Here is a 22,011-nt window from a genome sequence, read left to right on the forward strand (position 1 = left end):
AAAAATTCCTGAAAGCCTTGAAATAGGCTTATTTTTTTGTCAATTTTTTTATTTTTGTATATCGCACTTTCTCGCACTGTGTTATAATATAAGTATAGGAGGCGATATTATAAATGAGACTTAAGGTTACAAAATCTAAAAATTCTGCTTCGCTTTATGTTATTAAATCTATTTATAACAGCAAAACTCAATCAAATTCCTCCAAGATTGTAGAAAAGCTTGGTACAGAAGCTGAACTAAGAGAAAAACTCAATGGCGCAGATCCGTATGAATGGGCTAAAGAATATATTAGAAAATTAAATGAAAAGGAAAAAAAACAAACCCGAAAAATACTTGTTCCTTTTCAGCAGTCTAAAATTATTCCAAAAGAAGAGCAACGCTCTTTTAACGGTGGTTATCTATTTCTTCAAAAAATATATCACGAACTTGGACTTCACAAGATTTGCAAGGAGATTTCACGAAAGTATAAATTTGATTTTGACTTGGATTCAATACTTTCCAGGTTAATCTACGGTAGAGTGATCTTTCCATCCTCTAAACTTGCTACATATGAGCTTTCTAAAAAATTTATCGAGCAGCCGAATTTTGATTTGCATCAAATATACAGAGCTCTTGAATTCCTTGCTAAGGAGACAGATTTTATCCAGTCCTCCTTGTATGAAAACAGCCTGAAGGTTTCCAAAAGAAATACCGGTATTCTTTACTATGATTGCACCAATTACTTTTTTGAAATTGAACAGGAGGATGGCAACAAGCAATATGGTCCTTCTAAAGATCACAAACCCAATCCGATCATTCAAATGGGACTGTTTATGGACGGAGATGGAATCCCTCTGGCTTTCAGCATTAACAAAGGGAATATGAATGAACAACTGACTTTAAAGCCATTAGAAAAGAAAATTATTTCTGACTTTGAACTTTCTAAGTTTATTGTTTGCACAGATGCAGGCCTTGCTTCTGAAGATAATCGAAAGTTTAACGACAAGGATGGCCGGGCATTTATTACAACACAGTCTATCAAAAAATTAAAGGAACATTTAAAAAAATGGGCTCTTGCTCCAAATGGCTGGAAACTCCCGGGCAGCGATAAAACCTATGACATTTCCAAACTTGATGAAATGATAGATAAAGCTGCTCCTGAAGATAAAACGAAAATAAGGGCAAAAGTATTTTATAAGGAGCGCTGGATTAAAGAAAAAGATTTTGAACAAAGGCTGATTATAACGTATTCTATCAAATACAGGGATTATCAGCGTAAAATCCGCAACTCTCAAATAGAAAGAGCTCAAAAGGCAATAGAAAACAACCCGACAAAAATCAAGAAATGCAATGCTAACGATTACAAAAGGTTTATTACCAAAACAAGCTGTACTGCTGATGGAGAAGTTGCAGAAAACGAGATATACAGCATTGATTCTGCTCTAATCCAGAAGGAAGAAGCTTTTGATGGTTTTTATGGGGTTTGCACAAACCTTGAGGATGATGTATCTGAAATAATCAAGGTTAATCACAGAAGATGGGAGATTGAAGAATGCTTTAGAATTATGAAAAGCGAATTCAAAGCAAGACCTGTGTATTTAAGCAATGATGACAGGATTGAAGCACATTTTATTACTTGCTTTATATCTCTGATTATTTACAGGTTGCTTGAAAAGCGTCTGCATGAGGAGTTTACTTGTCATGAGATTATCTCCGGACTTCGAAATATAGAATTCTATAATACTCAATGTGAAGGCTATATTCCAACCTATACAAGAACTGATTTTACTGATGCTTTACATGATGCTTTTGGTTTTCGTACAGATTATCAAATTATTAGTACAAGTATGATGAAAAAAATTTTAAAAGAAACAAAAAAATAAAAAAAGTACGCACTTTTTGAACACGTGAAGAAAGCTTGAAACTTAGTTTTTTCAACCAGTTACAAGCTTTTTTTGTTTTCCAACTGTCAAACTTGGGATTATACACGGATCCATATTAGTTGTCAATATTTTTTTTAATTTTTTTTTTAAGGAAAGGAAATTATAAATTTTAAAGTGTTCAGGCAAACAAAGGGACAGCAAACAAAGCACAAAAAAGCAAACAAAGGGACAGGTAACATGTTTGGTTTATGCTTTGAATATTTTATGAACTGTCAAACCAGTAATTCTTGAGATTTGTCGCAAGCTTACGCCATCATGCTCTTTTAATTCCTTTAAAATCCGAAGTTGTGTTTGTTCGTTTTCGTTTTGTATTTGTATAGCATCAATCCCATATTTGTTTTTTACTATCGCCCTTAACTCTTCATCCGAAACTCTGCCAGGTTTCTCTTCCATTTCCATACAAACATCATTATTTGTTTCGTTAGTGAACCTGATAAAAGATTCAATTTTATTATTATTTCCTGAAATAAGTTCTAATCCAAATTCAATGTCTACTATTCTACATTCCTTGGTATACTCATGATAACTGCTCCATTTGTATTCTTCAAGAGACTTTACAAGTCCCGCTTTCAAAGGATTTTGGTGTATATATCGTAATACTGTTAAAAAATAATTGTCATCTTCTACAGGCTCGCTTTTAAATCGTTCCTGAAATAAGTGCCCACATCTTTCATATTTCCAATTATACCAGTAAACATATGACGAACTAATTCTCTTCATAATTTGTGAAAGTGCTTCCTGCTTTTCTTTGAGCAAGATATGCACATGGTTACCCATCAAACAATACGCATATATTTCGTATCCGCATTTTTTCTTATATTGTCCCATTACTTGAATAAACTTTTCCTTATCCTCATCATCTTCAAAAATGCTTTGACGATTTATGCCGCGTAAAATGATGTGATATATTCCGCTCTCGCTTTTTAATCTTGCTGTTCGTGGCATATAAAATCACCCCGAATTTAACGTATCAGAAATCCAGGGATTTGTCAAACATATTACCTGTCCCTTTGTTTGCATTTCATGGATTTCTTTTTATCCATAAGCTTATTTCCCCTTTAATTACACTCATTTTGCTCGCTATTTACCAAAAAAATTCTATCTGCTGGTATATGTAACATGAGCTTTTTGCATTTACAGTTTGTTAAATGAGGACAATTATATTTTGATACTTCTACCTGAAAAATGTTGCCTCGACAATTCACGATTATAGTTGTTGAGAAAATTCCCTCTATTTTCTCAATAACTTCACATTCAAAAGTATTCGGCTCATTTGTAAATTTCGAGGATATTCGTAAATCATGTGCACGGACTCCGGCGACCATTTTAGGTTGAAGTTCTGTTGCCGTTTTTCTGGCTCGCAGCACAAGTTCCTTAGATTTTATAACCAGGTATCCATCTTCTTCCCCAAGCAAATCCACATTTAAAAAATTCTTACAGCCCGTTATTCTTGCAGCCGTTAAGCTCGATGGAGAACGGATAATTTCTTCCTTTTGTCCTATTTGAAGCGTTTTCCCTTTATCAATAATCAATATTCTATCGCAAAGCCGGTATGCTTCTTCGATATTATGCGTAACAAGCAGCACAATCCCGTGATAATTGTTACGAATAATGCTTAATAATTCGTCTTCTAGTAAATATTTTGTATTACTGTCAATGGCTGAAAAAGGCTCGTCCAAAAGCAGCAATTCCGGCTCGGTTATTAATGTCCTGGCAAGGGCGACCCTTTGCTGCTGTCCTCCCGATAATTGCGAAGGATAATGGTTTTCAAGGCCGGAAAGCTGCATTTTACCAATCATTTCAACAATCTTGTCATAACGTGTTTTTTTATCCAGGTGCTTAACACCATAAGCAATGTTTTTATATACCGTCAAGTGTGGGAATAGTGCATAATTTTGAAACACATAACCGATATTCCTTTTTCGTGGAGGTATATTGACTTTTGCATCAGAATTAAACAACTCTTTTCCGTTAAGCTTAATCTGTCCTTTATCTGGACTATATAGTCCGGCAATGCACTTTAGGGTCAAACTTTTGCCACAACCGGACGAACCAAGTATCCCCAAGACTCCCCTATCGCTGGAAAAAGAAGATTGTAACGTAAAATTACCCATCGTTTTATCAAAAGATACTTCAAGCATTTGCCATCACCCCTTCTTCATTTTCTTTTCCAGTCGATTGACAATATATAAGACAACGATAGAAACACTTGTCATAACGATTACTAGCAGATTTGCCATATCCTTGTTTCCTGCCTGTAATGCATCGTAAATAGCAATCGGCATTGTTAAGGTTTTATCGGGAATACTTCCGGCTACCATCAGTGTTGTACCAAAATCCCCCAAAGCCCTGACAAAAGACATAGTAATTCCTGAAATAATCCCTCGCCAGGCAATCGGTATCATAATGGTTAAAAATATGTTCAGTTCGTTTCTTCCCAATAGTCTTGCGGCATTCAAAAAGTCTTCGTTTATTTCCGACAAAGCGGTTTTGGAAGCTTTTATCAAATACGGTATGGACACAACTGTAGATGCAATAATTGCCCCCGTAGGTGTAAACACTATCATAATATCAAACTGCTCTTCGAGAAATTTACCGACCCAGGACTGCCGACCAAGCAGCACCAGCAAATAATAGCCTAGTACCGTTGGTGGCAATACAACAGGTAAATTCGTCAATGTATCAAAAAAGTCCGATATTTTTCCTTGCTTACGGCTTAAAAAATATGCTATTGGCAAACCGAATAGGATGCTGATACAGGTTGCTGTAACCGCTACACGAAACGATAAAAACAACGGAAAGAGATTAACATTACTCATCTACTTTATCTCTCCAGGTAGAACAAAACCATATTTTTTCATGATTTCCCTTCCCTGCTCTCCATTAACAAATTTAATAAAATTCCGGGCTTCTTTCTCCAGTTTCGTTCCTTTTACAACAGCCATAGCCTGTTTTAGCGGTTGATGCATCTTATCGTCAATAAGTAGAAAATTTACTTCATCTTTATTGACAACCGATAATGAAATAAATCCAGCCTCAACGTTACCTGATTTTATCAATGTTAATGTATCCTGAATATCCTTGCCATAGACCATTTTATCCTTTAACTTTTCCCATAAGCCCAATGATTCCAGAGCCTGTTTTGCAGCCAAACCGTAAGGTGCATGTTCTGGATTCGCCATTGCAATTTTTTTAAAATCCGTCTTTAACAAATCACTAACTTCTTTGACTTGTAGAGGGCTTCCAACCTTTGTCGCTACACCAACACGGCCGATCGCGTATAATTCTTTAGTATCAGCAATTATTTTATCTTTCTCTATTAAATCGTCCACGAACTTAATGTTTGCAGAAGCATATACGTCATAAGGTGCACCGTTTTCAATCTGTTCTCTCGCAGTCCCAGACGATGAAAATATCAACTTTAATTTATCGCCTGTATTTTTTTCATAAAGGTCTCCAATTTCTTTAAATGCGATTACTAAATCGGCAGCAGCAGCAATCGTGAGTTCTGTTTTGTTATCTTGTGTTGTGTTGTTTGTACTTTTTTCAGGCTGCATCGTACTTGTTTGATTTTTCGTTGAGTCAGTATTTTTTGTAGAGGTAGTCGCTGACGAACCACACCCACTAAATAATACAGATAAAGAAAACAAGCAAGCAAAAATTGAAACAATAGACTTTCTTAACATAATTGACCACTCCTTATAATTTATTATCGTGTCGCTATATTACAAAATACACGACATTGAAAGTATGGGTATTTACTTTATAAGGCAATTACGAAAGTTAATAGTAAAATCTTTTTTACGTTTCTCATTGTAAGCCCTCCCGAAAATTTAAAATTCTAAAATTTCATATAAAAAAATGATGAAATCATGACACCCATTACAAGGAATGCTATAATCTCATCATTGAGGTTTCTTTATGCATACTGTCCAGACTTCATCTGAACATAACAAAGTTTTACATGACATTTTTTATTAAGTTGTAACGTTTTGTTCTGTTTTGTTATGTTTTATTATATACAATTTAAAGTGGAAAGTCAATAGAATATGAATAAAAAAAATCAAAAACTTTCATAATTTTTAATTAATAAACTTTCAACATTGGCATACCTTTGCTTTTTTGGTTAACTTGCGTTTTAGTTATCATCTTTAAATATTAAATCGGCACGAATATACATTGTTACTTGCATATATAATTCCCTCTTCATTAAATTATTTGCTTTTATCATTCTTAAAGTATATAATATATGTACGAACACCACGTAATATATTGTAATACAATTTTATATAATATTGTATCTATTTATATCAGTTTATGTATAACGAGAGGAGAATGATTATGAATGATAGTTCAGCATTAACACCTCAAGAAGTAGCAGATAGATTGAAAATTGCAAAAAATACGGTTTATGAACTCATTAAACGAGGCGAATTGAATGCATACAAAGTTGGCAAAAAGCTAAGAATAGACGCAAAAGATGTTGATGAATATAAAAATAAAACAAAAAGCATTAAAAGCAATCGTTCATCGGACACGACTCACGATAAGCCAAGGGTAAACTTCTTATTCTGTGAAGAGCCGACTCGAACCAGCGGTTTTGTAATATGCGGTCAGGATATCATGCTGGATATTTTATCTCGATATCTCCAGTTTCATCCTAACGGTGTACAGGCATTACGATCCTATATAGGAAGCTATAATGGCCTTTATGCGTTATACCATGGCAATGTTCAAATAGCTGCTGTCCATTTATGGGATGGAGACACGGGACAATACAATGTTCCTTTTGTCAGAAGAATGCTTCCGGGAGTTCCTGCAGTAATCATCCATCTCGCTTGCCGACTGCAAGGTTTTTATGTTGCCAAGGGTAATCCCAAAGGAATAAAAGGTTGGGAAGATCTGCAAAGAAAGGATATAACCATTATTAACCGTGAAAAAGGAAGTGGAACAAGAATCTTGTTAGACGAGCACTTGAGAAAGCTTGGAATTCCATCCAATAATATCAAAGGGTATGAACGCCAAAGTACATCTCATCTTGCTATTGCCAGCATCGTTGCCCGAGGAGGTGCAGATATCGGGATTGGAAACGAGAAGTCGGCATTGCAAGTAAAAGATATTGATTTTATTCCTCTTCAAACCGAAAGATATGAGCTGGTAATAAAAAAGGAGGACATGGGAACCCCCCCTTTTGATGCTGTCGTCGAAATACTCCGTTCCCAAGAGTTCAAGATGGAACTGGAAGGAATAGGTGGGTATGACCTAACAGAAATCGGTAAAATCGTTGCAGAAACATAGTCAGAATTATATACTAAAACATTGTTTGCCTTTGTAGCCATAGTGGTTCTTGTAAAATTTCGCAACAGTAATGCCAATAAAAAGCCAAAGTGCAATCGGTTTAAAAAAAGAGCCTAGAATGCGTATCAGGCTCTTTTCCTCATGGAATAATATATTAACGTTATATTCAGCTTAACTACAATCCATGCAACCAGTACATCTAACAAACAAAGGGACATAACAAACAAAGGGACAGGTAACGCGTTTGATTTAAAATCACCCGGATTTAATCTATCATATAAATCTTAAAGTGTTGTCAAACACATCACCTGTCCCTTTGTTTGGCTGCATGGTGGAGATAAGGGGATTCGAACCCCTGACCCCAACACTGCCAGTGTTGTGCGCTCCCAACTGCGCTATATCCCCAAACACAATAAATATATTACCATAAAACAAACTTTTTTTCAATACCCCGTTAATTTTTTTAGTACACAGAATAAAAAATATAAAAAATTATTTTGCATTTATCTTATAAAGGTTGTATGCAAAAGTTACAACTAAATATGCCGCGATAAGTATCCATAAAACATATATTGCATAAATTACATAAAAATAAATGGCAATACTACTTAAAGAGACTATTAAGGAAAATATAATATAGGGTAAAAGATTATTAAGTAAACTTCTATTGGTATAAATCTTCCAGCCAAGCACAGCAGTCACAACAACACCAATAATACAAATTGCTATCATGATCTTGGGCATTGCTAATATATAGCTGGTATGCATATATCCGTTAAAAATGAACCATAATACGATAGATGCTAGAATTGAAAATGCAGTCACAAACAATAGCCTATTAATAATTGCATCTTTTTCTCTTTTTTTCACTGAAACCTCTCCTTTATCTGTCTCATGAATCTAAAGGGACAATACATTTTTTATTGCTTGTAATACTCTAGACTTTTCAAATGGCTTTACAATAAAGTCCCTGGCACCACTCTTTATAGCATCAATAACTATGGATTGCTGTCCCATTGCTGATACCATGATAATCTTTACACCGGGACAAACTGCAAGTATTTCTTTAACGGCTGTTATCCCATCCATATCCGGCATAGTAATATCCATCGTTATAATATCAGGGTTATGTTTTTTAGCTTGTTGAATTGCTTCATAGCCGTTTCTAGCTTCGCCTACCACTTTATAATTCTCTTCTTCCTCTATCATTCTTTTAAGAAGTGTTCTCATAAAAATTGCATCATCAACGATTACAAACCTTACCTCATTCAAGTCACATGCCTCCCAGTTCATACATCAATATTGCCAAGACAGCTGCCCCAGCAGTCTCGGTTCGCAATATTCTTGGTCCTAAACTTACTATGTTTAAATTTGCCTCTTGAGATTTTCTAACTTCATCATCATCAAATCCACCTTCAGGACCAATAAAAATTCCAATATTTTGTCCCTCGGTACAAACTTTTAATATATTTTTTAAAGAATTAGAATATTCTTTTTCATAAGGCATTAATTTTATATCCATGGTTGACATCTGTTTGATAGCTTCTTCAAAATTAATTGGATAAGCAATGTGAGGAACTTTCCCTCTATTACTTTGCTTTGCAGCTTCATAGGCTATTTTTTGCCATCGTTCAACTTTATTCTGTTCACTCTTTTTATCTTCAATTTTAACAACCGTCCTCCGAGTAATAACAGGTACAATTTTACCAATCCCTAGCTCGGTCGTTTTTTGAATGATGTATTCCATTTTGCCCGCTTTAGGAATCCCCTGATATAGCGTAACATAAACAGGCGGTTCACTAATAGAATCAGAACTATCCAGAATTTTTGTTTTAATTTCCTTTTTGCCTACTTCTTCAATGCGTGCTGTATAATCTTTTCCATTTCCATCACAAATAATTATAATATCATTTTGGTCCAATCTCAATACTTTTGTTATATGATTTACATCTTCGCCATGAATAAAAATATTATTACCTTTAATCTTTTCAGGTTCAACAAAAAATTTAGGCATACAATCACCACTCTTAATTCTGCATAACAAGCCTTTAATTCAAATAATAACCCTAAGAACAGGCTATTGTACTATTTGTCATACGTTACTGCTACGGCTGTCCATTCACCCATAGATAATTCTTGGTTTAGGACAAAACCATTATTCAATAAACTGCTCTTTACTTCTTCATATCTATCTCTGATAATACCGGAAGCAATAAATACTCCACCCTCTTTTAAGTACGGAATAACAATATCAGATAGTGATATAATTGCATCAGCTATAATATTTGCAACAATAATATCAAACTTTCCTGATACAACATCTAATAGATTTCCATTCTTTACTACTATTTTTTCACTTACTCCATTGAGTTTTGCATTTTCTTTCGTAACTTTTATTGCATTCTCATCAATGTCCACAGCGGTACATGACTTCGCTCCCAATTTTAAAGCCGTAATTCCCAGGATCCCACTTCCACAGCCGACATCCAATATGTCCATATCTATATTAACATATTTTTCTAGTATTTGTATACACATTTTCGTAGTTTCATGTGTTCCCGTTCCAAAAGCCATTCCGGGATTCATTTCAATGATAATATCCTTCACATCTTGCTGTTTATATTCTTCCCAGGTAGGCTTGATTACCACTTTATTACCGATTTTTACAGGTTTATAATACTTTTTCCAGTTATTGGCCCAGTCTTTTTCAAAAACTTCGGAGAGTTCTATTGTACCCTTTCCAACATCAAAATACCTAGCAGTATTTTTTAACTTTTCACTTAATAATGCCAATTTCTCATGATAGTTAGTTTCTTCTGATAAATATGCCCTAATAGTCACTTGATTTGGATCAACATTTTTTAACGTTTCATCCATATAATCCCAATCAGTTGGCTGCCTGTTGTTTTCCATTAGATCTCTAGGGTCTTCAATATACAGACCTCCTACACCCATGTCATACATCAACCCTGCTACTGCTTCACTTGCTTCGGGTGTAGTTGTAACTTTTACTTCTATCCACTTCAAGTCATAACGCCCCCATTTAAATGAATTAACAATTGATAATTGAGAATTGACAATTACGTTTCTCGAATTCTAACATCTCAAACACAACATACTTTATACTGTTTCTAATTGCCAACAAAATATACAATTCTAATTCTCAATTCTCAATTCTTATCAGTATTGTTGCATAAAATTTTTTAGCAAAAATCAACGGTAATAAATACCTGTTGGTAAAATGAAAACTCCTTGTTAATATTAGTGGTAGTACCCAACCAACCACATTCTATTAACGAAGGAGTTAACAAACATGAATGATTGTACTACAGTTTTTGAAACTTTAAAAGGCTTTTTACCAATGAACTTACTGGAAAAAGCCGTTGACGAAACCGATGCAGACCACGGAACCAAGAAATTTACTGTTCTTCGGCAACTGAATACTATGATGTATGCACACTTGGTCCAGAAAGACAGCCTTAGGGATATTGTTACAGGTATTATGGCTGACCAGAAACTCCAGAAATATACTGGCACAATAAGTTTTTCACAGCTATCCCGCAAAAACAGCGACCGTGATCCGGATGTTTTTAGAAGGATATTTGAAGCTGTTCTTGCTAAACTTAAAAAGCATCACGGTATACGTATCATACCTGGTAGCTGGGGCACGCTAAAGATACTGGACGCTACTATAATAAGGCTTTGTATCTCTCTCTTTCCCTGGGCTGACTATCGGGAAACTAAAGCTGCAGTCAAGGTGCATACCCTGTACGATGTTCTTTTAGGTTACCCGGATCAGATTATAGTGACAGAGGGTATTATACATGACAAAGAGAAGATGGATTCCCTTATTACCAAACCCAACATCACATATATATTTGACCGCGGCTATTTAGACTACAAAGAGTTTGACAGGTACTGCAAGGAGGATATATTCTTTATCACAAGGCTTAAAAAGAATGCTGTAATGGAGTTAGTTAGTATAAACTCAATATCCCAGGGAGGCCCTGTACTATCTGATAAAGAAGTAATTCTCGGTGGCTTTTATACAAAGATGCAGCACTCCTTGAGAGTTGTGGAAGTAATCGACTCTTCTACAGGTGAGCCCTTTTATATAGCCACAAACCGCTTTGACCTTACAGGTGAGGAAATAGCTGAAATCTACCGTCTAAGATGGCAGATAGAGCTATTCTTTAAGTGGATAAAGCAGCATCTTAAAATCAAGAAGTTTTATGGTACCAGTTTTAATGCAGTCTTAAACCAGATTTACACGGCATTGATTCTGTTTTGCTTGTTAAAACTCATGCATATTCTGGTGGGTACCAATCATAACTTCTTGGAGATGGTAAGACTCATTGCAGGCGGACTGTGGAATACCATTGCCTACCTTAAAAAGTCTCTATCCACTGTAAAACCTCCAGGTCGCAAACGAAAGCGGTTTAATTGGAAGAGAGAGTACGTTGATTTCTACATCCAGTGTATGTTTGGTAAGGTTTCGTCATATTAAGTTTTTAAATTTAATATTGTTAGGCTTAGGTGGTCACTCCCCTTTTCTCTAACGTTAACCATAATTTTCTTATGGGTGCAGGTTATACCTGTAAATTATTACTATTGATTTTTGCTAAACTTTTATTTGCAACAATACTGAATTCTTATAATTATATTCCCAACACGCCCTTCATCTTCTCAAAAAAGCCTTTTCTTTGTTCATGGGTGTCTTCGCTTTCGAGTTCAGCAAATTGTCTTAGAAGTTCTTTTTGTTTTTCACTGAGATTTTTTGGTACTTCTACAAGCACTTTCACGTACTGGTCTCCCCGTCCATAACCTCTGATGTGAGGAATTCCTTTGCCCTTTAATCTAAATATCGTACCTGATTGGGTAGCTTCAGGAATAGAATATTTTACTTTTCCGTCTAAGGTTGGTACTTCTAATTCCGCCCCCAGAGCGGCTTGAACAAAAGTGATAGGAATCTCACATATTACATCCGTACCCTGACGTTGGAATAGAGGATGTGGCCTTACCTTTATGGAAATATACAAATCTCCTGAAGGGCCGCCTTTTACTCCTGGGTCTCCCTCTCCCCTTAAAGAAATAGTCTGTCCGTCATCTATCCCCGCAGGAATATTCACCTTTATTTTTCTTGATTTACGAATTGCACCTTTCCCATGGCACACGGTACATGGGTTTGAAATAATTTTCCCCTCGCCATTACAGTGATCACAAGTTCTTACATTTACAAACTGTCCAAAAGGTGTCCGCTGTTTATATTGTACCTGACCGGTCCCCTTGCATACGGAACAAGTTATTGGACTTGTTCCCGGCTTGGCTCCGGTTCCATGGCACACGTCGCAATTTTCCATCCTGAATATATTAATTTCTTTCTCCACGCCAAAAGCTGCTTCCTCAAAAGATATTTCCAGGCTGCTCTTTATGTCTCTACCCTTCTGGGGGCCATTTCTTCTGGCAGAAGTTCCAAACCCGGTCCCGCCAAAAAAGCTTTCAAAAATATCGCCCAAATCAAAATCGCCAAAGCCTCCACCGAATCCGCCACCTCCAAAACCATTTGGATCGGTTCCCGCATGGCCGAACTGGTCATATCTAGCCCTCTTTTGCGAATCACTTAAAACTTCATAAGCTTCATTGACTTCTTTAAATTTTGCTTCTGCTTCCTTATTTCCAGGATTTACATCGGGATGGTATTTTTTTGCCAGTTTTCTATATGCTTTTTTTATCTCATCGTCAGATGCACCTCTACTTACACCCAAAACCTCATAATAATCCCTTTTTTCAGCCATTTTTACCACCTTTCAAAAAATCACTATAAAACAACAACTATCACCCATTATCAGCTCTACGTTATTATACCATAATGTTATCTAGGCAATCAAAAGGACTAAAGCCAATGAATGGCTTCAGCCCTGCATAATTTAACAAGCAAAGAATTTAAGTAGCTGTTTTATTATTTATCGTCATCCACAACTTTATAATCTGCATCGTAAACATTTTCGCCATTAGGTCCCTGGTGAGCTTGGCCTTGAGCTCCCGGATTAAAGCCTGCCCCCTGCTGAGGTCCGCCATGCTGTTGGTATAGCTTTGCAGAAATTTCGTAGAATTTTTGAGTTAAGGCTTCGGTTGCTTTCTTTATTTTCTCAGTGTCCGTTCCTTTTAATGCTTCTTTTACTTTATCAACTTCAGCCTGTATTTGAGATTTTTCTGCCTCGCCTATCTTGTCCCCTAAATCCTTTAAAGTCTTTTCAGTTTGATATACGATAGAATCGGCATTATTTCTAATATCAACCTCTTCTTTTCTCTTCTTATCTTCTGCAGCATATTTTTCTGCTTCTTTTACCGCTTTTTCAATTTCTTCATCACTCAGGTTAGTACTTGCGGTAATGGTAATCTTCTGTTCATTACCGGTCCCTAAATCCTTAGCTGATACATGAACAATACCATTCGCATCAATATCAAAAGTAACTTCGATTTGAGGTACTCCTCTTGGTGCCGGCGGAATTCCGGTAAGGTGGAATCTACCTAACGTTTTATTATACGCCGCCATTTCTCTTTCTCCCTGTAGAACGTGGATTTCTACACTTGTCTGACCATCGGCAGCAGTGGAGAAGATCTGGCTCTTCTTAGTAGGAATAGTTGTATTTCTTTCAATTAATTTTGTAAATACTCCTCCAAGCGTTTCAATACCTAATGAAAGCGGAGTTACATCCAGCAGCAATAGGTCTTTAACTTCCCCGCCCAGTACACCTGCCTGGATAGCTGCACCTATTGCAACACATTCATCAGGATTAATTCCTTTATGTGGTTCTTTATTGATCAATCTTTTAACCGCATCCTGTACAGCAGGAATTCTTGTAGAACCTCCTACCAATAACACTTTGTCAATTTTATCAGGAGACAAGCCTGCATCTTGAAGTGCTCTTCTTGTAGGTTCCATCGTTTTCTCTACAAGGTCAGCAGTCAGTTCATTAAATTTCGCCCTTGTTAAGGTAATATCCAGGTGTTTTGGTCCGCTGGCATCTGCAGTGATAAACGGCAGGTTGATGTTGGAAGTTGTAACACCGGAAAGCTCAATTTTAGCTTTTTCTGCCGCTTCCTTCAATCTTTGAAGGGCCATTTTGTCATTTCTTAAATCTATACCATGTTCTTTTTTAAACTCTTCAGCAAGATAATCTATTATTCTTTGGTCGAAATCGTCTCCTCCCAGACGGTTGTTACCGCTGGTTGCCAGAACTTCAAAAACGCCATCTCCTATTTCCAGTATAGATACGTCAAAAGTACCTCCACCAAGGTCATAAACCATTATCTTCTGGTCATGGTCCTTATCTAATCCGTAAGCCAACGCCGCTGCAGTAGGCTCGTTGATAATTCTTAATACTTCCAGACCCGCAATTTTACCAGCATCTTTTGTTGCCTGCCTTTGAGAGTCACTAAAATAAGCAGGAACGGTAATAACAGCCTGGGTTACAGGCTCACCTAAGTAGCTTTCCGCATCTGCTTTTAACTTCTGCAAAATCATTGCAGAAATTTCCTGAGGCGTATATTTTTTATCATCAATTTGTACTCTTCTATCGGTACCCATATCCCTTTTAATTGATATAATAGTTCTATCAGGGTTTGTAATTGCCTGTCTCTTTGCTACCTGACCTACCAATCTTTCTCCAGATTTTGTAAATGCTACAACAGAGGGAGTTGTTCTTGCACCTTCGGCATTTGGAATAACTACAGGTTCTCCACCTTCCATAACTGCAACACAAGAGTTGGTTGTTCCTAAGTCAATACCTATTATTTTTCCCATGTCTATTTACCTCCTAAAGTAAAATTATTAGAATCAAAAATATTCTTTAATGTTTATTTAGCGTTCGCGGTTCACAGAAGCCCAAAAGCAACCACCTGCGAACCATGAACCGTGAACTGTGAACTGTTTTAATTTGCCACCTTGACCATACTATGGCGAATAACCTTATCTTTTATCTTGTAGCCCTTTTGAAACTCCTCGACAATGATATTTTCACCAACTGACTCATCCTCTATATGCATAACCGCATTATGAAGTTCAGGGTTAAAAATTTCGCCTTTTGCCTTAATTTCTTCTACCCCTAGCTTCGAAAGGGAGTCATTAAACTGCTTTAATACCATTTCTACCCCTTCTAGAAGCTTGGCAGAATCCACACCTTCTTTACAAGAATTAACAGCCCTTTCCAGGTTGTCTAAAACAGGAAGCAGTTGAGAAATCGTATCACCTACAGCATCACTATAGATGTTTTCTTTTTCCTTTACCGTTCTTTTCTTATAGTTATCGAACTCAGCCATAGTGCGCTGCAATATACCAAAATACTCTTCACTTTTTTTTGTCTGATCTTCAAGTTGAGCTTTTAATGCCTCGATGTCTTCATTTTCTTGAGAGGCTGTCTTTTCACATGTTTCAGTATTTTCAGCTTTATCCACCTCTTCTTCATTCATATTTTCCTCTGTGCTCTCTAAGTTTTGATTTTCAACATCTGCTGTCTTTTTATTCATTATTCCCCATCCTTTGCTATTTTTAGTCAGACTTGCCTTCATAGAATAATTTCATTAGGATACGATTAAAATTCTCAGTTAAATATTCTAATGAAGAAATTGTTTTGGCATATTCCATCCTGGTAGGACCTATAATGCCAATCACGCCCACAACCTTGTCACCTATGGAATAAGTAGATGTGACCAGGCTGCATTCCTTCATTTCCGAAAATTCATTTTCCCTGCCTATCATGATATTTATTTTATTGCCGTTATAAGTGCTGCTAAGAAGTTTATGCAGATTTTTCTTTTGCTCAATAAAACTGAAGAATTCCTTTGCTTTTTCAATATCATTATATTCTGGGAAATTAAAAATATTGGTAGTGCCTCCCAGATATATATCAGAACGATCTATAGCTGCAATGGTATCAGAAATATGATCCAGAATGGGCATGAGCATCTCTTCATTAGAACGCATCTCTTTTCTAATTTCCTGAATTTTTTGCAAATTAATTTGCTCTATCGTTAAACCTGCTAATTTATCATTTAAAATAGCAGTAAGCTTATTTAAAAAATCAACACCAACCCCATTTGAAATCTTAATAGTCTGATTCTTAACAACTCCGGTATTCGTAATGATAACCAGCAATGCACTAAAAGAATCTATTGGTATAAGCTGTAAATGCTTAATTGAACTTCTTTTCATCTGAGGTGTTGAGACAACAGTGGTATACTGAGTAAGCTTGGAAATTACATAAGATGCCTGCTGAATAACCTGGTTCAGTTCCTGGATCTTTAATTCCATAGCATGTTGAATTTTTTGAATTTCAGACACTGTAAGTTGATATTTTTTCATAAGCTGGTCTACATATAATCTATATCCTAAATCAGAAGGTACTCTACCTGCTGAGGTATGCGGTTGCTCAAGATATCCCATCTCCTCAAGGTCTGCCATCTCATTGCGGATTGTAGCAGAACTAAGACCTAACTCATGCTTTTTTGCAATAGTACGAGATCCAACCGGTTCAGCAGTACTAATGTAGTCATCGATAATTGCTTGAAGTATTTTTCTTTTTCTTTCTCCTAATTCCACTATAATCACCTCAACTTTGTTAGCACTCTAATGCAATGAGTGCTAAAATCTATTTTTAAAATATCACTTGTGTTTTCCTTTGTCAAGAGTATTTTTTATTTTCATCCTAAATAAATTCTACAAAAATTTGATTGGACACATCTAATCCCCGCCTGGTCAACCTGTATTTGTCGCCTTGCTGTTCCACTAAGCCTAATCGGACAAATTTATTTAACTGGTTTCCAAATACAGAATTCAAGTCTATATTGAACCGTTCCAAAAATTCTTGTGCACTAATCCCCTCTAATAATCGAAGACCAAGAAACATGTATTCAGACATCTTATCTTCAATGTTTAATTGTATTTTTTCCGCTATAGGAAAATTATTTTGTCCTGTCTGTTTAATATATTCCTGCGGAGAATTTATGTTAGAATATCGCTCTCCATTGAGGTAAGAGTGTGCACCGGCACCTATGCCTATATATTCTTTAGCTTTCCAGTATATCAAGTTATGCCTGCATTCGAAACCCTTTTTTGCAAAGTTTGATATTTCATAATGATTATAGCTGTGATGAGTTAACATCTGTACTGCTTTATCATACATACTCCGGTCTGTTTCTTCATCGGGTAGGTGAAGCCTGTTATTGTGATAATCATCATAAAATTTTGTACCCTCTTCTATTTTAAGCGCATAACAGGAAACATGCTCCGGGCCTAATTGTATTACATTATTCAGGGTAACTTGCCATTGCTCCAGGTCCTGTCCAGGCAAGGAAAACATTAAATCGATATTAATGTTATGAAATCCCTCCTGCCTGGCAGTATAATAATTCTCTAAAAACTGATTTTTGGAATGTATCCGCCCAAGTGCTTTTAATTGCATATCATCCCACGACTGCAAACCTATACTTAAACGGTTTACACCGCACTGTTTCAATACCCTTAACTTTTTCCTGGAAAGGGTTCCGGGGTTGGACTCTATAGACACTTCACAATTAGCATTAATTTTAAACGTATCAAAGCAATTCCTTAATATATTTTCCAATTGTGTTTCTTCCAGGCATGTAGGAGTACCTCCGCCTATATAAACGGTATCTACTATAATATTATCCAGCTTATCTTTATAAAGATACATTTCTTTGATAAGACAATCTACATAATCGCCTTTTACATATTCAAGTCCTGAATAGGAATTAAAATCACAATAATAACATTTTTGAATACAAAAAGGGATATGAATATATAATCCTAATCTTTTCATAATTTTTCCCACGACATTAGTCAAATTCTATATCTATATATTTACTGATAATGATTTTACATGGCAGATAAAGTCAATAAGTTCACAGTTCACGGTTCACAGCAAAAGCTATTAAATCGTTTATTACTGTTAACTGTTAACTGTTAACTGTTAACTGTGAACTGTGAACCATATATAATATCTTAGTCTAACTTTAATACTGACATAAATGCTTCCTGAGGGACTTCAACCGTACCTACCTGCCTCATTCTCTTCTTTCCTTCCTTTTGCTTTTCCAGCAGTTTCTTCTTCCTGGTGATATCCCCGCCATAACATTTTGCCAGCACATCTTTACGCAATGCTTTTACCGTTTCCCGTGCAATTACTTTATTGCCTATAGCAGCCTGTATAGGTATTTCGAAAAGCTGCCTTGGGATGGATTCCTTTAGTTTTTCCGCAATTCTTCTGCCCCTGGTGTATGCTTTTTCACTGTGCACAATAAAAGATAATGCGTCTACTACCTCACCATTTAACAGTATATCCAATTTTACAAGGTCAGATTTTTTATATCCCAGCAATTCATAATCAAAAGAAGCATAACCTTTTGTCCTGGATTTTAAAGCATCAAAAAAGTCATAGATAATCTCATTTAACGGAAGCTCATAGGTTAGTACGGCCCTGCCCTCGTCAATATAACTCATATCTTTATAAATTCCCCGGCGTTCCTGGCATAATTCCATAATATTACCTACATATTCAGTAGGTACCATAATAGAGGCTTTTACTATGGGCTCTTCCATATAATCAATTTCAGTTGGAGGAGGAAGGTTGGTAGGATTATCTACATTAATTATTTCTCCATTTTTCTTAATTACTTTATAGATTACACTGGGCGCCGTAGTGACAAGGTCGAGGTTGTACTCCCTCTCTAACCGTTCCTGGATAATCTCCATATGCAAAAGTCCCAGGAACCCACACCGGAAACCAAATCCCAACGCTATAGATGTCTCAGCTTCAAAAGTGAGGGAAGCATCGTTTAATTGGAGTTTTTCAAGGGCATCCCGCAAATCATCATACCTTGCTCCATCTGCCGGATAAATTCCGCAAAACACCATGGAATTAACCTTTTTATATCCAGGCAAAGGTTCAGCGGCAGGATTTTGTACTGTGGTTATGGTATCTCCCACTCTTGTATCTTTTACGTTTTTAATACTGGCTGCAATAAATCCTACCTCTCCTGCTAAAAGCTCGTTAGAATTATGCAATCCATTTGGCTTAAGATAACCTACCTCCGTCACCTCAAACTCTTTACCGGTAGCCATCATCCTTATCTTTGTTCCCGGGGATATACGGCCTTCTTTTATCCTTACATATGCGATGACCCCTTTATAGCTGTCATAATAGGAATCAAAGATTAGTGCCCTTAAAGGCGCGTCTTCCGCTCCCCGCGGTGCCGGGATTTTTTTTACGATTTGTTCCAGAACATCATCGATTCCTATACCTTGCTTGGCTGAAATCAAAGGAGCATCCTCTGCAACAATCCCTATGATATCCTCTATCTCCTTTTTTACAAAGTCAGGACGGGCACTGGGCAAATCAATCTTATTGATTACAGGGACAATTTCCAGGTCATGGTCCAATGCCAGATAAGTATTGGCCAGCGTCTGGGCTTCTATTCCCTGCGCGGCATCTACTACTAAAATTGCTCCTTCACAGGCGGCCAAACTTCTTGAAACCTCATAATTAAAATCCACATGCCCCGGTGTATCAATCAGATTGAGTATATACTCTTCTCCATCCTGAGCTTTGTATACTAATCTAACTGCACGAGCCTTGATAGTGATTCCTCTTTCCCTTTCCAGTTCCATGTTGTCCAGTACCTGTTCTTCCATTTCTCTTTCAGTAAGAACCCCGGTCCTCTCAAGCAATCTATCCGCTAAAGTTGATTTACCATGATCTATATGAGCTATAATTGAAAAATTTCTGATTTTATCTTGTCTATTATCAGCCATGAGTAGAAAATTCCTCCTTTAAACGATAACAAAAATCTCAATTTAGTCCAGTATATCCGAAAATATATTTCAATGCAATATTATAGCATATCAGCATTATTTTTGTCAGTAACAACCTTAATTACCACAGCTTTAAAAATTAAATTAAAAAGCTGTTAAACAACAAAAAAGGTGCATTATAGCACCTATTGAGTGTTTGTGACTGCCTTTGTACAATCATTTAATCCTGACACGAATTTTTCAACTCTTTTGTAAGAATTATCAACCCATATGGATAAACTTTTAAAATCTTTTTTTAAATAGCTAAGATTAACCTCCATTGGATAATTCATAAAATTTAATATATATATTGAATCAGCTGTTTTTACCAAACTGACGATTTTTAATTCATCCTCTACTCCCAACATTGAATTAACAGCATGGTCAACTGTTACTAATCCAACAACTAATATTGCAAGGCTAGCAAGAATTGCAAGAAACAACAAGCGTTTATTCCGTCTTCTCCGCCTGTACAATTCCAGCCTGTTCATATGTGCACCTCCAAAAATTTGTCCTTGGTCATATTTTTCCCTTTATGGCATATGTAATACAATAGTAGTTATGGTAACACAGGAATTTATTACCCAAAATTAAGTCACTTGATTTCTCTAATCACTTCAGCAACAGTTTTAGCTATATATTTGCTGCTGGCAAGTGCCTCCTCTAAAGTATTACCATTGCTTCCGACTTCTATAATGATAGAACCTGTTGTTGTATGCTGGTTATACCTGTATGGTGCTAAGTTAATCGGCCTTGCTAATCCAGGATATAGTTTTTGAAATTTGTCCTGTAATCTTAATGCAAACTTAAGATTTTCTTTCCAATTAGGATGTTTTAATCCTCCCTGGTCTGTCCCTACTACCAACATCACCTGCGCAACTTTTTGTTTCTCAACCTCAGCCGTTACTTTCAGTTTTTTACCATCCGGGAAAATTAATGCATCTCTATGAATATCCAACACAATCTTTATTGAAGGATTTTTCTTCAGTTGAGACTCTATCGTTTCCAGTGCCTTTCTATAAGAACCGTTATAGGAAGGATAATCATGGACCGTTTTATCATGAATTACCGATATACCGGCAGCTTTAAGATTTTTAGCTATTTCTTCGCCCACCCTTACAATATTATACCTGGAATTCTCTGTCCGGTCAGGATCGCTTGGAGTATAGTTATTTTGTTTTGTTGGAGTAAATGCTTCTGAGGTGTGTGTATGTATAATCAGTACATGCGGACCCTTGCCCGATATTTTCATTTTTAAATCTTCTTTCAACAATTCCGAAATATCAATTTTTTGATTTGCTTCATTCTTTACATATATACCATCTGAAAATTCATATCCCTTTTTATCAGGAGAACTGATATTTACATCAGTAATATTCCTTCCTTCTTCTTCTCCCTTGTCCTCACTGTCAGAAGTATCTGCCGTGGATGGAATGTCATCATTCTTTTCTTTAGGATTAGGTGCTTGCGCCGGTTCAAGTACTTCTTTTTTCGATGGCAAATTAAAAAAAGAGCTCTCATTACTGGTAAATGCCGCAGCAATAATCTGGGGTTCATGTTTCTTCATCATTAAAATTTGACCACTGATAATGGTTATAGGATTTTTAATGTCAAAGCCTGTAACAAACTCTGTAAACCATCTTATATCTCTATCATCAGTAATAATGCTTTTTTCTTTGTCACAGGTTACTTTAATAATAGGCAATACGTTATTAATATGCGATTTCAGAAAGTCTCCCTCTACTAACTTTGAGGATTTTATTTCTTTTAGAACCAACTGCTTATTTATATAAAAATTAATTTTATTGGTGATGATCAATGCGTTTGAAAACAAATAGAATGCAATTATCGTTAATATTATAGTAACTGTCAATCTTGTTTTATTTACTGTTCTTATCCTTATCATATTTTTCCCCCGCT

19 protein-coding genes and 1 tRNA gene are annotated in these 22,011 nt (G+C 36.1%); 3 read left to right on the forward strand and 17 right to left on the reverse strand.

Features of this window, described 5'->3' with window-relative positions; translation table 11 throughout:
- The first annotated feature begins 113 nt into the window (after positions 1–113).
- Positions 114–1,862, forward strand: a complete 1,749-nt coding sequence (locus tag CIB29_RS05770) for an IS1634 family transposase (protein ID WP_094547683.1) — start codon at positions 114–116, stop codon at positions 1,860–1,862.
- Positions 1,863–2,108: 246 nt separating this feature from the next.
- On the opposite strand, the gene CIB29_RS05775 is transcribed toward CIB29_RS05770, so the two are convergent.
- The 4 genes from CIB29_RS05775 to modA form a co-directional block, all read right to left on the reverse strand.
- Positions 2,109–2,867 (reverse strand): REP-associated tyrosine transposase, encoded by a 759-nt coding sequence (locus tag CIB29_RS05775; RefSeq protein WP_094547701.1) that lies wholly within the window; start codon positions 2,865–2,867, stop codon positions 2,109–2,111.
- A 113-nt stretch (positions 2,868–2,980) separates the two neighbouring features.
- Positions 2,981–4,063, reverse strand: coding sequence for a sulfate/molybdate ABC transporter ATP-binding protein (locus CIB29_RS05780; RefSeq protein WP_094547703.1), 1,083 nt, complete (start codon positions 4,061–4,063; stop codon positions 2,981–2,983).
- 6 nt (positions 4,064–4,069) lie between these two features.
- Positions 4,070–4,741 (reverse strand): molybdate ABC transporter permease subunit, encoded by a 672-nt coding sequence (modB, locus tag CIB29_RS05785; RefSeq protein WP_094547705.1) that lies wholly within the window; start codon positions 4,739–4,741, stop codon positions 4,070–4,072.
- A complete protein-coding gene (modA, locus tag CIB29_RS05790) occupies positions 4,742–5,608 on the reverse strand; it encodes a molybdate ABC transporter substrate-binding protein (RefSeq protein ID WP_242965072.1) in 867 nt (288 codons plus the stop codon). It abuts the gene before it with no gap.
- A gap of 655 nt (positions 5,609–6,263) precedes the next feature.
- On the opposite strand from modA, the gene CIB29_RS05795 reads away from it, so the two are divergent.
- On the forward strand, positions 6,264–7,220 hold the full coding sequence (locus CIB29_RS05795; RefSeq protein ID WP_094547707.1) for a substrate-binding domain-containing protein: 957 nt from the start codon (positions 6,264–6,266) through the stop codon (positions 7,218–7,220).
- Positions 7,221–7,549: 329 nt separating this feature from the next.
- Here CIB29_RS05795 and CIB29_RS05800 read toward each other — a convergent pair.
- The 5 genes from CIB29_RS05800 to prmA all read right to left on the reverse strand — a co-directional run bounded on the left by CIB29_RS05800 (position 7,550) and on the right by prmA (position 10,247).
- Positions 7,550–7,625 (reverse strand) — tRNA-Ala (locus tag CIB29_RS05800).
- Positions 7,626–7,712: 87 nt separating this feature from the next.
- Positions 7,713–8,090 (reverse strand): hypothetical protein, encoded by a 378-nt coding sequence (locus tag CIB29_RS05805; protein ID WP_094547709.1) that lies wholly within the window; start codon positions 8,088–8,090, stop codon positions 7,713–7,715.
- 30 nt (positions 8,091–8,120) lie between these two features.
- Positions 8,121–8,513: a response regulator gene (locus CIB29_RS05810; RefSeq protein WP_198543769.1), complete on the reverse strand. Its 393-nt coding sequence runs from the start codon at positions 8,511–8,513 to the stop codon at positions 8,121–8,123.
- On the reverse strand, positions 8,494–9,234 hold the full coding sequence (locus CIB29_RS05815; protein WP_094547713.1) for a 16S rRNA (uracil(1498)-N(3))-methyltransferase: 741 nt from the start codon (positions 9,232–9,234) through the stop codon (positions 8,494–8,496). The genes CIB29_RS05810 and CIB29_RS05815 overlap by 20 nt, the downstream gene beginning before the upstream one ends.
- Before the next feature lie 71 nt (positions 9,235–9,305).
- Complete coding sequence (gene prmA, locus CIB29_RS05820; protein ID WP_094547715.1) at positions 9,306–10,247, reverse strand: 50S ribosomal protein L11 methyltransferase; 942 nt, start codon at positions 10,245–10,247, stop codon at positions 9,306–9,308.
- A gap of 286 nt (positions 10,248–10,533) precedes the next feature.
- Between prmA and CIB29_RS05825 the strand changes: the two genes are divergently transcribed.
- Positions 10,534–11,727: an IS4 family transposase gene (locus tag CIB29_RS05825; RefSeq protein WP_094545964.1), complete on the forward strand. Its 1,194-nt coding sequence runs from the start codon at positions 10,534–10,536 to the stop codon at positions 11,725–11,727.
- 151 nt (positions 11,728–11,878) lie between these two features.
- On the opposite strand, the gene dnaJ is transcribed toward CIB29_RS05825, so the two are convergent.
- The 8 genes from dnaJ to spoIIP form a co-directional block, all read right to left on the reverse strand.
- Positions 11,879–13,015 carry a molecular chaperone DnaJ gene (gene dnaJ, locus CIB29_RS05830; protein ID WP_094547717.1) on the reverse strand — a complete coding sequence of 379 codons (1,137 nt, stop codon included), beginning with the start codon at positions 13,013–13,015 and terminating at the stop codon, positions 11,879–11,881.
- Positions 13,016–13,179: 164 nt separating this feature from the next.
- Complete coding sequence (gene dnaK / locus CIB29_RS05835) at positions 13,180–15,027, reverse strand: molecular chaperone DnaK (protein WP_094547719.1); 1,848 nt, start codon at positions 15,025–15,027, stop codon at positions 13,180–13,182.
- Between the two features lie 128 nt (positions 15,028–15,155).
- Positions 15,156–15,749 carry a nucleotide exchange factor GrpE gene (gene grpE / locus CIB29_RS05840; RefSeq protein WP_242965074.1) on the reverse strand — a complete coding sequence of 198 codons (594 nt, stop codon included), beginning with the start codon at positions 15,747–15,749 and terminating at the stop codon, positions 15,156–15,158.
- A 22-nt stretch (positions 15,750–15,771) separates the two neighbouring features.
- Positions 15,772–16,821 carry a heat-inducible transcriptional repressor HrcA gene (hrcA, locus tag CIB29_RS05845; protein WP_094547723.1) on the reverse strand — a complete coding sequence of 350 codons (1,050 nt, stop codon included), beginning with the start codon at positions 16,819–16,821 and terminating at the stop codon, positions 15,772–15,774.
- Between the two features lie 106 nt (positions 16,822–16,927).
- Positions 16,928–18,061, reverse strand: coding sequence for a radical SAM family heme chaperone HemW (gene hemW / locus CIB29_RS05850; protein WP_094547725.1), 1,134 nt, complete (start codon positions 18,059–18,061; stop codon positions 16,928–16,930).
- A 182-nt stretch (positions 18,062–18,243) separates the two neighbouring features.
- Positions 18,244–20,052: a translation elongation factor 4 gene (lepA, locus tag CIB29_RS05855; RefSeq protein ID WP_094547727.1), complete on the reverse strand. Its 1,809-nt coding sequence runs from the start codon at positions 20,050–20,052 to the stop codon at positions 18,244–18,246.
- 185 nt (positions 20,053–20,237) lie between these two features.
- The gene (locus CIB29_RS05860; RefSeq protein WP_094547729.1) at positions 20,238–20,582 is read right to left on the reverse strand and encodes a hypothetical protein; all 345 of its coding nucleotides are present in this window, start codon (positions 20,580–20,582) and stop codon (positions 20,238–20,240) included.
- Positions 20,583–20,686: 104 nt separating this feature from the next.
- Positions 20,687–21,997 carry a stage II sporulation protein P gene (gene spoIIP / locus CIB29_RS05865; protein ID WP_157910220.1) on the reverse strand — a complete coding sequence of 437 codons (1,311 nt, stop codon included), beginning with the start codon at positions 21,995–21,997 and terminating at the stop codon, positions 20,687–20,689.
- Positions 21,998–22,011: the final 14 nt, after the last annotated feature.

The sequence above is a fragment of the Petroclostridium xylanilyticum genome (genome assembly GCF_002252565.1).
In the GTDB taxonomy this organism is placed as follows: domain Bacteria; phylum Bacillota; class Clostridia; order SK-Y3; family SK-Y3; genus Petroclostridium; species Petroclostridium xylanilyticum.